The sequence below is a fragment of the Stenotrophomonas sp. STEN083 genome, from assembly GCF_056759195.1.
The window spans coordinates 138,686-150,723 of sequence record NZ_JBRRCU010000002.1 but is presented as its reverse complement, the minus strand read 5'-3'; the positions used below and the strand labels follow the sequence as shown (position 1 = coordinate 150,723).

At 64.0% G+C, this 12,038-nt stretch carries 8 protein-coding genes; 5 read left to right on the top strand and 3 right to left on the bottom strand.

The genetic code is table 11. From position 1 onward, the window contains the following. Complete coding sequence (locus tag ACVOK8_RS01420; RefSeq protein WP_481514891.1) at positions 1-348, bottom strand: 4a-hydroxytetrahydrobiopterin dehydratase; 348 nt, start codon at positions 346-348, stop codon at positions 1-3. Between the two features lie 88 nt (positions 349-436). On the opposite strand from ACVOK8_RS01420, the gene ACVOK8_RS01415 reads away from it, so the two are divergent. After that, entirely contained in the window at positions 437-1,036 is a 600-nt protein-coding gene (locus ACVOK8_RS01415) for an NfuA family Fe-S biogenesis protein (RefSeq protein ID WP_481565238.1), read from the top strand. A 13-nt stretch (positions 1,037-1,049) separates the two neighbouring features. After that, positions 1,050-2,849 carry a hypothetical protein gene (locus ACVOK8_RS01410; RefSeq protein ID WP_481565237.1) on the top strand — a complete coding sequence of 600 codons (1,800 nt, stop codon included), beginning with the start codon at positions 1,050-1,052 and terminating at the stop codon, positions 2,847-2,849. Positions 2,850-3,068: 219 nt separating this feature from the next. Here the strand turns inward: ACVOK8_RS01410 and ACVOK8_RS01405 are convergent, their stop codons facing one another. Together ACVOK8_RS01405 and ACVOK8_RS01400 are read right to left on the bottom strand one after the other, a co-directional pair. Next, the gene (locus ACVOK8_RS01405) at positions 3,069-3,530 is read right to left on the bottom strand and encodes a c-type cytochrome (RefSeq protein ID WP_481565236.1); all 462 of its coding nucleotides are present in this window, start codon (positions 3,528-3,530) and stop codon (positions 3,069-3,071) included. Between the two features lie 9 nt (positions 3,531-3,539). Next, the gene (locus tag ACVOK8_RS01400) at positions 3,540-3,932 is read right to left on the bottom strand and encodes a c-type cytochrome (protein WP_481565235.1); all 393 of its coding nucleotides are present in this window, start codon (positions 3,930-3,932) and stop codon (positions 3,540-3,542) included. A 222-nt stretch (positions 3,933-4,154) separates the two neighbouring features. Here ACVOK8_RS01400 and ACVOK8_RS01395 point away from each other — a divergent pair, with 222 nt between their 5' ends. From ACVOK8_RS01395 to ACVOK8_RS01385, 3 genes are read left to right on the top strand one after another with little or no spacing between them, the layout of a single operon-like run. Continuing rightward, positions 4,155-5,291 (top strand): efflux RND transporter periplasmic adaptor subunit, encoded by a 1,137-nt coding sequence (locus ACVOK8_RS01395; RefSeq protein WP_481565234.1) that lies wholly within the window; start codon positions 4,155-4,157, stop codon positions 5,289-5,291. Then, a complete protein-coding gene (locus ACVOK8_RS01390) occupies positions 5,288-8,755 on the top strand; it encodes an efflux RND transporter permease subunit (protein ID WP_481565233.1) in 3,468 nt (1,155 codons plus the stop codon). The genes ACVOK8_RS01395 and ACVOK8_RS01390 overlap by 4 nt, the downstream gene beginning before the upstream one ends. Before the next feature lie 4 nt (positions 8,756-8,759). Beyond that, positions 8,760-11,831, top strand: coding sequence for an efflux RND transporter permease subunit (locus ACVOK8_RS01385; protein ID WP_481565232.1), 3,072 nt, complete (start codon positions 8,760-8,762; stop codon positions 11,829-11,831). Positions 11,832-12,038: the final 207 nt, after the last annotated feature.

The following is a 12,038-nucleotide window of genomic DNA, read 5'->3' as shown; positions in this document are numbered from 1 at the left end:
TCATTGCTCCGTTAATGCGGATGCCTTGGCGGCACAGATGAAGTCGTTTTCGCTCAGCCCGCCTACATCGTGGGTGGAAAAGCGCACAACGGCGCGGTCGTAGTGCACGCCCAGGTCGGGATGGTGGTCTTCGCGGTGCGCAACCCAGGCCAGCGCGTTCACGAACGCCATGGTGCCGTGGTAGTTGTCAAAGCGGAATGTACGGGTCAGGGCCTGGCCGTTCTCGGCGAGCTCCCAGCCCGGGACCTGCGGCAGCAACTCGGCAACGCGGGCCTGGCTGAGGCGATACTCGCTGCCCCGGCGCGGGCTGCAGTGCGCTTGTGCCAGCGGAATGAGATCAGGGGCCATGCATACCTCCATAACAGGTGACTGAACTATGCCGACCTTGGAATCACTGTCCCATCGGTGGCAACCAAGACACGGCTAGAATACCCGCATGATCCAGATATCAGATACCGCCCAAACGCATTTCCGCAAGTTGATCGAACGCGAGGCCGTGCCCGGGATGGGCGTGCGCCTGAGCGCGATGGACCCCGGAACCCCCACCGCCGATGCGCGCCTCGAATTTGCCGAACCGGCTGACCTGCTCGGCGATGAGTGGGCGGTGGACTGCGATGGCTTCACTTTGTATGTCGCTGCCACCAGCGTGGCGTGGTTGGACGGCGCCGAGATCGACATCGTCACCCAGGCTGCCGGTACCCAGCAGCTGACCATCAAGGCGCCCAAGATCAAGGGCGAAGCCCCGGGTGATGCAGCGTCCATCGTCGAGCGTGTGCGCTGGGTGATTGAAAACGAAATCAATCCGCAGCTGGCGTCGCATGGCGGCCGCGTCGCGGTGCAGGAAGTGTCGGCCGATGGCGTGGTGTTGCTGCGCTTCGGCGGTGGCTGCCACGGTTGCGGCATGGCCGATGTGACCTTGAAGCAGGGGATCGAGAAAACCTTGATGGGCCGGGTGCCGGGCATCACTGCCGTGCGTGACGCCACCGACCACGAAACCGGTCAGGCCCCGTATATTCCGCGCGACGGCGCGGGCTGAGCCGCGCCGCTGCATGCCGGTGGCATCGGTTACCGAGTTGATCGATCTGCTGGCCTCGCGCCGGCAGACCAGCATCCTGCACGATCGCCGCACCGGCATGCCGTATAGCTGGAGCAACTGGTTGCGCACGCGCGTATCCAATGGCCTGTCCGCTTTTGTCGATGCCGATGCTGCTGAAGTCATGGCGGCGCGGCCGCCGCGACCACGCGAGGCTGCAGCTGCGCCGTTGCCGTTGTGGCAACACATCGTGTTGCTGTTCTGGAATGGTGGCGAACCGCCGCCGCGCGATCAGCGCGGCCTGCGTTGGTTTGCCGGTTTCTTCAGCGCCGGTCTGCATGTGCTGTTCGCGCTGCTGTTGCTGTGGGTAGCGCTGGTGCGCAGCAACGTACCGGAACCGGACGCCGAGGAAGGCGAACGCGTGCAGGTGGAGTATGTCGGGCGTGGTACGCCGGACGAAGAGGGTGGCGGTGCCCCGCAGGCTGCCGAGGCGGCGGGCGCGCAGGCGGCAGTTGCAGCGCAGGCTGGCGCTGCTGCGGCCGAGCCATCGGCGCCGACAGCACAGGAAGCGGTTGAAGCCCCGGCTGCAAGCGCTGCGCAGGCCGCAGCGTCTGTCGCCAAGCCAACACGCGAGCCCGAATCGATGCAGGTTGATGCATCCAAACCTGTGCCGGAGCCGCCTGTTGCCAGCGAGCAGCCGCTGCAGGTGACGGAGACAAGCCGGCCGACCAGCGAGTTCGTTGTGCCTCCGGCCACGGTGACGGCGCCCGCGTTGCGCAGCAGCCAAGCGCAGGTGCGCGAACGCACGATCGAAACCGCAGTTGATCGTCCGCAGCCAACGCAGGCGCTGCGCCAGCCTGCGGAAGTTGCGGTGCAGCTGCGTTCGACCCAGGTGCAGGTGCGCGAACGCCAGATCGAGGTTGCCACCCAGCAACCGATAGCGGTGACGCAGCCGCGCGCGCGCGAAACCCAGGTGCAGATCCGCACGCCCGAGTTAGGCGTACGCGAACGTCAGATCGAGACCGCAACGCAGGAATCGGTGGCGATGGCGACGCTGCCAGCGCGCGCAGCCCAGGTACAAATGAAGACGCCGACGATGGCGGTGCGCGAGCGTGCGGTACCTGGTGTTCCCGACAAGCCAGCGGCGCAGGCGGCGACTAGTGCAGCTGCCACGACGCAGGCATCAGCCGGTACGCCGGCAGCCAGTGCATCGACCAGCTCGTCGCGGGCTGGCGGGCAGGCGGCTGCCAATCCGAGTCCGCGCGCTGCAACCAGTGCTGGCGCAGGTCCGAAACCGGAGGATCGCAGCGGCGGTTGGGCGGCGCCCAGCCGTGGCGATGATTGGGGTGCAGCGCAGCGCCAGGTTGCCGGTAGCGCTGGCGGTCAGGCTGACAAGGGCACGGGATTGTTCAATGCCGATGGCAGCGTAAAGCTGGGCGGCAACGAGGGGCTGGCGCAGGACGCGGCCAAGCGTGGCGCACCGGGCGGCGACGCCGACACCTGGAGCCGCGAGCGCATCGCCGAGTCCGGCACCTGGCTCAAACGCCCGCCGTATGACTACACGCCCACCTCGTTCGACAAGTACTGGGCACCGAACGAGTCCTTGCTGGCCGAGTGGGTGCGCAGGGGCATCAAAAGCGTGGAGATTCCGATTCCAGGCTCAAACAGCAAGATTTCCTGCGTGGTATCGATGCTGCAGTTCGGCGGCGGCTGCGGCCTGACCAATCCGAACATGCAGGAGCAGCCGGCAGAGGCACGGCCACCGCCGGATATCCCGTTCAAGAAAGAGCTGCAGGAAGACAACGGTAGCCGTTGAGGGCGCGAATGTTTATTCTGTTTTTTTTCGGCGGTGCTAAATCCGCTATGCTCGTCCCGAATCAGATCCTCCATATGCCTGTGGTTCCTGAAATGCCAGCTGCGGGGTTTACGCCGCTCCCACAAGCAGTCTCAAACGCAGCGTGAGTTGACCAATAAACAACAAAGCCGCCCAAGGACGGCTTTGTTGGTTCAAGCAGCGGTGCTGCGACAGCTGCCGTCAATCGACGCCGTGCAGGTCGCGCAACTGGCTGGGACGCGAGCCGAAGTAGGCGGCCAGGTCGGCGATGTCCTGATCGCTCAGGTTCTGCGCCTGCGGCGTCATCAGCATATGGTCGCGGGTGCTTGCTCGGTAGGCCTGCAGCGCGTGGGCGAGGTAGTCGCCGTATTGGCCACCGAGTTTGGGATAGGTCGGATCGATCGGGTTGTTGCCGTCGGCGCCGTGGCAGTCGATGCAACTCTGCCCGGTGGCCTTGCCCTTGGCAGCGGCCAGGTGCTCACCGGCGGCGATGCGGCCGGCAGGCAAGCCGGCGGAGGAACTGGATCCGTGTTCACCGCTGGCATGGCCGGGGTCGGCCGCGGATTTGCCGCTGGACTCGACTTCCGACTGCGTGCAGGCAGCCAGACCCATGGCGGCGAACAGGGCGATGGACAAACGCATTGCGTGCGTGGCTTTCGTCATGGTCGGCGCTTATTTGAGGGTGGACAGGTAGGCGGAGAGATCAGCAATGTCCTGCGGGCTGAAACTCATCGATTGCGCCTGCATCGTTGGATGCTTGCGTTTGCCTTCGCGGTATTCGGTCAGCGCCTGGGTCAGGTATTGCGGCGACTGCCCACCGATCTTCGGCACACGGTAGCTGGGGTAGGCGTTCTTGTAGCCGGTGATGCCGTGGCAGCCCTGGCAGGTATAGGCCAGAGTCCGGCCGGTAGCGGCATTGCCAGTGCCGGCCGGCGCCGATGTGACGGCGGAGGCAGTAGTGGCGGGGGCGACGGCGGGTGTAGCAGACTGCGGATCAGCTTGGGCGGCCCCGAAGGTCAGGGCAAAAGCCAGAGCGAAACAAGCGGCGAGCGGCTGCGAGCGCATGGTTTCCTTATCCGGTGAGCGGGTCTGGGGTTCCGCCGTGGGATACGGAACGGACCGAGTATAGCCCGCGTATTTACCCGTTCGGAACAGGCACTTGGATGCTGCAATGCGGTAGGCGGAATCAAAGGTGCAGGTACCCATGACTTTCGGGGCATGGTGTTGGTGTGGGGTGGTGCAATACTTTGCTACAACACCTGCCTACGCATCCCCAGGGACAAGACGATGTCGCGACTTTTCACTCTGCACGCCCGCACCGGAAGCTGCGCTGCTGCACTCCTGATCACCACTTCCCTGTTGCTCGGCGGTTGCAAAGCCGGTGGCGAGGAAGCCAAGGCCAAGACGCCGGATGAGCAGAAGGCCAGCGACGCCGTGCCGGTGGAAGTGGCCAAGGCCGAGCGCCGTGCCATCGCCGCCAGCTATACCGGTACTGCGGCGTTGGAGCCGCGCGCTGAATCGCAGGTGGTCGCAAAGACCTCCGGCGTGGCGCTGGCGGTGCTGGTCGAAGAAGGCCAACTGGTGCGCGCTGGCCAGCCGCTGGTACGGCTGGACCCGGACCGAGCCCGCTTGAGCGTTGCGCAGAGCGAGGCGCAGATGCGCAAGCTGGAGAACAGCTATCACCGCGCCGAGAAACTGGTGCAGCAACAGCTGGTCAGCGCCGCTGACGTGGACCAGTTGCGCTATGACCTGGAAAACGCACGGGCGATGTACCGGATGGCGACGCTGGAGTTGTCCTACACGACGGTGGTTGCGCCAATCAGCGGCGTGGTCGCCTCGCGCGACATCAAGCCGGGCAACTTTGTGCAGATCAACTCGCCGATCATCCGCATCGTCGACAGCGCGCAGTTGGAAGCAACCCTCAATGTGCCCGAGCGTGAGATCGCCAAGCTCAAGCCGGGCCAGGCGGTGTCGCTGCAGGTAGACGCGCTGCCGGGCAAGCCGTTCACCGGTACGGTGGATCGCGTTGCGCCGGTGGTCGACAACGGCACCGGTACCTTCCGTGTGGTGACTACGTTCACCGGCGAAGATGCATTGCAGGCAGGTATGTTCGGTCGCCTGAGCATCAACTATGACCAGCGCGCCGATGCGTTGGTGGTGCCGCGCACCGCGCTGTTGGAAGACGGTGGCAAGCCGGCAGTCTATGTGGTGCGTGACGGCAAGGCCGTGCGTACCGAATTGGCCCTGGGTTACGACGATGCCGGCTTCATCGAGGTGCGCAACGGATTGAAGCAGGGGGATGAAGTCGTCATCGCCGGCAAGGCTGCATTGCGCGAAGGCAGTGCGGTGCAGGTGATCGGCAAGGAGAAGGCGGTCGCAGCGGCGGCCAAGGCGCCGGCAGCCGCACAGGCGACCAAGCAATGAGTGACCACGGACCGTCGGCTTCCGGCGGTGGCTTCGATCTGATCGAGTTCGCCACCCGCCGCCGCGTCACCATCGCGATGATGACGCTGACCCTGGTGTTGTTTGGCCTGATCTCGCTGTCCAGCCTGAAGGTCGAACTGCTGCCGGACCTGAGTTATCCCACCCTGACCGTGCGTACCGATTACGAAGGTGCGGCACCGGCCGAGGTGGAAACCCTGATTTCGCAGCCGGCCGAAGAGGCGCTGGGCATCGTCAAGGGTCTGCGCAAGCTCAAGTCTATTTCGCGCACCGGTCAGAGCGACGTGGTGCTGGAGTTCGCCTGGGGCACGGACATGCAGCAGGCCGGGCTGGACGTGCGCGACAAGATGGAGACGCTGCAGCTGCCGCTGGAGGCCAAGCCGCCGGTACTGCTGCGCTTCAATCCCTCGACCCAGCCGATCATGCGGCTGGCGCTGTCGTCCAAGCAGGAAGCCGGCAACGACGCCGATGCCGTGCGTCGCCTGATGGAGCTGCGTCGCTATGCCGATGAGGACCTCAAACGCAAGCTCGAGCCGGTCAGCGGTGTGGCTGCGGTCAAGGTCGGCGGTGGTCTGGAAGACGAGATCCAGGTCGATATCGACCAGCGCAAGCTGGCCGCGCTCGGTCTGTCACTGGACACGGTGATCCAGCGTCTGCAGCAGGAGAACGTGAACCTGTCCGGCGGTCGTCTGGAAGAAGGTTCGCAGCGTTACCTGGTGCGTACCGTCAACCAGTTCGCCACGGTCGAACAGATGCGCGAGATGTTGCTGACCACCGCCAGTGGCTCCAGCACCGCCAGCTCTACCGGTGAGAACCGCCAGCTGATGTCGGCCATCCTCGGCAGCAGCGATCCCAACGTGATTGCGGCGATGCGCAGCGATGGCAGCAGCAGTGCGCCCAGCGTGCGCTTGAAGGACGTGGCCGAAGTGCGCCAGGGCTACAAGGAGCGCGAAGCGGTGATCCGCGCTGCCGGCCATGAAGCGGTCGAACTCGCTGTCTACAAAGAAGGCGACGCCAACACCGTTTCCACTGCCGATGCGCTGGAAGCGAAGTTGGAGCAGATCCGCAAGGAAATGCCCAAGGACATTGAGATGACGACGGTCGAGGACCAGTCGGTCTTCATCCGCCACGCCATCAAGGACGTCAAGATCGATGCGGTGATCGGCGGCCTGCTGTCGGTGCTGATCATCTTCCTGTTCCTGCGTGATGGCTGGAGCACCTTCGTGATCTCGCTGTCGCTGCCGATCTCGATCATCGCCACGTTCTTCTTCATGGGCCAGCTCGGCCTGAGCTTGAACGTGATGTCGCTGGGCGGCTTGGCGCTGGCCACCGGTCTGGTGGTGGATGACTCGATCGTGGTACTGGAATCGATTGCCAAGGCGCGTGAGCGTGGCATGGGCATTCTGGAAGCAGCGATCAAGGGCACCCGTGAAGTGTTCATGGCGGTGGTTGCATCGACCCTGACCACGATCGCGGTGTTTCTGCCGCTGGTGTTTGTCGAAGGCATCGCCGGCCAGTTGTTCCGCGACCAGGCCTTGACCGTGTCGATCGCCATCGCGGTGTCGCTGGTGGTGTCGATGACCTTGATTCCGATGCTGAGCGCGCTGAAGGGCCGTCCGCCGTTGGAGTTCCCGGCCGAAGACCCGCGCGAGCCGTGGCGTCCCGAGAGTCGTTGGAAGAAGCCGGCTGCCTATGCAGGCCGTGGCATCGGCGCGATGTTCCGCTATGGCTTCTACTTCCTGGCCTGGAGCGTGGTGCGGATCTTCCGTGGCATTTCTGCAGTAGTCGGCCCGGTGATGCGCAAGGCCAGCGACCTGGCAATGGCGCCGTATGGCCGCGCGGAAGCTGGTTATCTGCGCGCGCTGCCGGCGGCATTGAAGCGCCCATGGCCGATTCTGGGTTTCGCGACCCTGGCCTTTGGCCTGACCCTGGCTGCGCTGCCGTTGCTGGGCGTGGACCTGCTGCCGCAGTTGGCCCAGGATCGCTTCGAGATGACTGCCAAGCTGCCGCCGGGCACGCCGCTGGCGCAGACCGATGCATTGGTGCGCGAAGTGCAGCGCAAGCATGCCGGCGAAGAAGGCGTGCGCCTGCTGTATGGCGTCTCCGGTACCGGTACGCGACTGGATGCCAGCCCGACCGAGAGCGGCGAGAACATCGGCAAGCTGTCGGTGGTGATGAATGACACCAAACTGGAGCCGGCACTGACCGAAAAACTGCGCGAGACCATGAAGGCCTGGCCGTCAGCGCAGGTGGATTTCGCCCGCCCGGAACTGTTCGCGCTGTCGCCGCCGCTGGAAATCGAAATCGAGGGCAATAATCTCGAAGACATCCGCGTCGCCGGCAATCGCTTGGCTGGCATGCTGCGCGAGAACCCGCACTATGCCGACGTCAAGTCGACGGTGGAGCAGGGCTTCCCGGAAATCCAGGTGGTATTCGACCAGGACCGCGCCGCGGCACTTGGCCTGACCACGCGCCAGATCGCCGATGCGGTGGTCAACAAGGTCAAGGGCAATGTCGCTACCCGCTACAGCTTCCGCGATCGCAAGATCGACGTGCTGGTGCGCGTGCAGGAGTCGGAGCGTTCCTCGGTCAACGACATCCGTCGCCTGATCGTCAATCCGAGCGGTGCCAAGCCGATCGAGCTGGGTTCGGTGGCCGATGTCATCGCCACCACCGGCCCAAGCGAAATCCACCGTGCCGACCAGCGCCGTGTGGCCATCGTCTCGGCCAACCTGCGCGATATCGACCTGGGCAAGGCCATCACCGAAGTGCAGAGCATGGTCGCCAAGAACCCGCTGGGCACCGATGTCGGCATGCATATCGGTGGCCAGGGCCAGGAGCTGGGTGAGTCGATCCGCTCGCTGCTGTTCGCCTTCGCCTTGGCGGTGTTCCTGGTCTATCTGGTGATGGCATCGCAGTTCGAATCGCTGCTGCATCCTTTCGTCATCCTGTTCACCATTCCGCTGGCCCTGGTTGGTGCGGTTGCAGCCCTGCTGCTGGCGCGTTCACCGGTCTCGGTGGTGGTGTTCATCGGCTTGATCCTATTGGTCGGTCTGGTGGTGAAGAACGCCATCATCCTGATCGACAAGGTCAACCAGCTGCGCGAGGAAGGTGTGGCCAAGCGTGAGGCCTTGGTTGAGGGCGCACGTTCGCGCCTGCGCCCGATCATGATGACCACGCTGTGCGCGGTATTCGGCTTCCTGCCGCTGGCTCTGGCCTTCGGTGAAGGCGCCGAAGTGCGCTCGCCGATGGCGATCACGGTGATCGGTGGCCTGCTGGTGTCGACCCTGCTGACCTTGCTGGTGATCCCGGTGGTGTACGACTTGCTGGATCGCAAGCCGGACGAGTACTACGCCGAACGCGGCCGTCGTGCACGCCAGGCGATGGCCCAGGCCGAGCAGGTGCTGAGCCACGAGCAGGACCCCATTGGCGGCATCAAGGATTGAGCGGATGAATATCACCGAGCTGTCCATCCGCCGCCCTGTCACCACCATCATGTTGTTTGTGTCGATGGTGGTGATCGGCCTGATTGCTGCGTTCAAGCTGCCGCTGGAGTCGGAGCCGGAAGCATCGATCCCGTTCTTCTTCATCGCACTGCCGTATCCGGGTTCGACCCCGGAAGAAGTGGAGCGCAACCTGCTGCGGCCGGTTGAAGAGGCCATCGCCACGATGCCCGGCATCAAGACGATGAACTCGCGCGCCAACGCCGAAGGCGGGCAGATCCAGGTCGAGTTCAGCGATTGGAACCGCGACATCGCCATGGCCGCATCCGAAGCGCGTGAGCGCATCGACGCGGTGCGTGACGAGTTGCCGGACGACTTCCGCCGCTATTACGTGCAGCGCTGGAGTACCAGCGACCAGGAAGCGATCAGCCTGCGCCTGAACAGTGCCGAGGACCTGACCGCGCGCGCTGACATGATCGAGCGTGCCATCAAGCAGCGCCTGGAGCGTCTACCCGGCGTGGCCCGTGTTGAAGTGGAAGGCGTTGCCAAGCAGGAAGTGCTGATCGCGTTGGACAAGGACCGCATCAGCGCGCATGGCGTTGCCCTGAATGATCTGGTGCAGAAGCTGCAGGCGGCCAACTTCGCGGTATCGGCCGGACAGATCACCGAGGACGGCCGCCGCCTGCGCGTGCAACCCAGGGGGGAGCTGCTGGAAGTGCAGGAACTGCGTGACCTGCCGGTCAACAACCGCGGTACCCGCCTGTCCGACATCGCCGAGGTCAGCCTGCAGCCGCAGCGCATGAGCTATGTGCGGCGCATGGAAGGCAAGCCCAGCGTGGGCGTGGATATCTACAAGGAGCGCTCGGCGAACCTGGTGGACCTGTCGCGCGCTGTGACCAAGGAAGTCGCGTTGTTGGGCGAGGATCCGGCACTGCGCGGCGTCGACATCGAGATTGCCTGGGACTCCGGCAAGGCGGTCACCAGTTCGCTGCTTGCGCTGGCCGAGGCCGGTGCGATTGGTCTGTTGCTGTCGGTGATCGTGCTGTATGCCTTCCTGCGCCATTGGCCATCGACGCTGATGGTGTCGATGGCGATCCCGATCTGTTTCATCATGACCTTGGGCTTCATGTACTTCACCGGCATCAGCCTGAACATCATCTCGATGATGGGCTTGTTGCTGGCGGTGGGCATGCTGGTCGACAACGCCGTGGTGGTGGTGGAGAGCATCTACCAGGAGCGCGAGAAATACCCCGGCAAACCGGAGATGGCATCCATCATCGGTACCCGCCATGTGGCGATCGCGCTGTCGGCCGGCACCTTGTGCCACTGCGTGGTGTTCCTGCCGATGATGTTCGGCGAGAAGAACATCATCACCATCTACCTGACCCAGCTGGCGCTGACCATCTCGTTCTCGCTGCTGGCCTCGTGGCTGGTGGCGGTGAGCCTGATTCCGATGCTGTCGGCGCGGATGAAGACGCCGCCGGCATTGAAGTCACCGTTCATCAGCCGCTTGCAGGCGCGTTACGCGCGGTTGCTGCGCTGGACCTTGCAGAATCGCGGCTGGAGCGTGGCTGGCATCGTGTTGGTGTCGGTGCTCAGCGTGTGGCCGATGACCCAGACCACCGGCGGTGGTGACGACAACGATCCGGATGAGATCAACATCTTCTACCAGTGGAAGGGTTCCTACTCCAAGGAAGAGATGGGCAAGGAGGTGCAGCGGGTCGAGGACTTCGTCAACGCCAACCGCGACGAGTTCAAGATCAAGCGTGTCTACAGCCGTTTTGCCGAGCAGGGCTGGGCGCAGACGCGCCTGTACCTGACCATCGACGACCGCGAGCAGAGCAAGAAGATCGAGGAAGAGGTACGCAAGGGGCTGCCACAGTCGGCGCGCGCCAAGATCGGTATTGGCTGGCCGGGCGGCATGGGCAGCGAAGGGCAGGGCCTGCGTTTCAGCCTGGTCGGCGACTCAAGCCAGACCTTGCGCGAGCTGGCCGATGACATCGTGCCGATCCTGGCGCGTAACCCCAAGCTACGCGATGTGCGCGTGGACGTGGGCGATGCCAATGCCGAGCTGGCGGTGCGGGTCAACCGCGAACGTGCAGCGTCGTATGGCTTCAGTGCCCAGCAGGTGGCGCAGTTCGTGGGCATGGCGCTGCGTGGCTCATCGCTGCGTGACTTTCACCGCGATGACGTCGAGATTCCGGTCAACGTGCGCTTCTCGGGCTCGGAGAACTACAGCATCGAGGACTTGTCCTCGTTCATGGTGCGCAGCTCCAGCGGCAAGGAGATTCCGCTGCTGGCGATGGTGGACGTGAACGTCAATCCGGCGGCCAACTCCATCCAACGCTTGAACCGGCAAACCATGCTGCGTATCGAGGCTGGCCTGGCCAAGGACGTGCCGATGGACCAAGCGCGCAAGTCCGTCGAGGAGACCTTGGATCGCGTGCAGTTCCCGCCTGGCTATGGCTATACGTTCAACGGTGCGGGCTTCAACATCAACTTCGACGGCATGGACCAGATGGTGACGGCGATCTTCATCGCCCTGATCTTGATGGTGGTGATCATGGCGGCGGTGTTCGAGTCGTTGTTGTTCCCGGCAGCGATCATGTCCTGCGTGCTGTTCTCGATCTATGGCGTGTACTGGCTGTTCTGGCTGACCGGCACCGAGATGAACATCATGGCGGTGATCGGCATCCTGGTGCTGATGGGCGTGGTGGTGAACAACGGCATCGTGATGATCGAGCACATCAACAACCTGAGGCGACGTGGTGTATCGCGTACCGAAGCGTTGATTGAAGGCAGTCGTGAGCGTCTGCGGCCGATCATGATGACGATGGGTACCGCGATCCTGGCGATGGTGCCGATTGCCTTGAACACGACCACGGCTGATGGCATGCCGCCGTACTACCCGATGGCACGCGCGATTGCTGGCGGTCTGGCGTTCTCGACGGTGGTGAGTTTGTTGTTCCTGCCGACCATCTATGCGTTGCTGGATGATCTGCGCACGGGCACGGCGCGGTTGGTGCGGCGTGCGCGCGGCTTGCCGCCGGTAGAGCATGCGGCTGTTGCAGAGGGCTGATTGCTTGGAGGGCAGGGTGGCTGTAGCTGCTGCGACTGCAAGCAGCGAAGGCAATAGCAACAGCTGAAGCAAGAGCTCCCCGCCCCCCTACCCCCCTCCCGCATGCGGGAGAGGGGACAGCCAAGGCAAAGGCTGGATCAAGGGCCGAAGCAACAGCCAAAGCAACAGCTGGCGATCAGGCTTCCGCTGCCGAAGCCGACGATGCAG

What these genes read in the sequence shown, in the direction of transcription:
- ACVOK8_RS01405 (WP_481565236.1), bottom strand. Translation starts at nt 3,530, where the DNA reads ATGACGAAAGCCACGCACGCAATGCGTTTGTCCATCGCCCTGTTCGCC.
- ACVOK8_RS01385 (WP_481565232.1), top strand. Translation starts at nt 8,760, where the DNA reads ATGAATATCACCGAGCTGTCCATCCGCCGCCCTGTCACCACCATCATG.
- ACVOK8_RS01420 (WP_481514891.1), bottom strand. Translation starts at nt 348, where the DNA reads ATGGCCCCTGATCTCATTCCGCTGGCACAAGCGCACTGCAGCCCGCGC.
- ACVOK8_RS01400 (WP_481565235.1), bottom strand. Translation starts at nt 3,932, where the DNA reads ATGCGCTCGCAGCCGCTCGCCGCTTGTTTCGCTCTGGCTTTTGCCCTG.
- ACVOK8_RS01410 (WP_481565237.1), top strand. Translation starts at nt 1,050, where the DNA reads ATGCCGGTGGCATCGGTTACCGAGTTGATCGATCTGCTGGCCTCGCGC.
- ACVOK8_RS01415 (WP_481565238.1), top strand. Translation starts at nt 437, where the DNA reads ATGATCCAGATATCAGATACCGCCCAAACGCATTTCCGCAAGTTGATC.
- ACVOK8_RS01395 (WP_481565234.1), top strand. Translation starts at nt 4,155, where the DNA reads ATGTCGCGACTTTTCACTCTGCACGCCCGCACCGGAAGCTGCGCTGCT.
- ACVOK8_RS01390 (WP_481565233.1), top strand. Translation starts at nt 5,288, where the DNA reads ATGAGTGACCACGGACCGTCGGCTTCCGGCGGTGGCTTCGATCTGATC.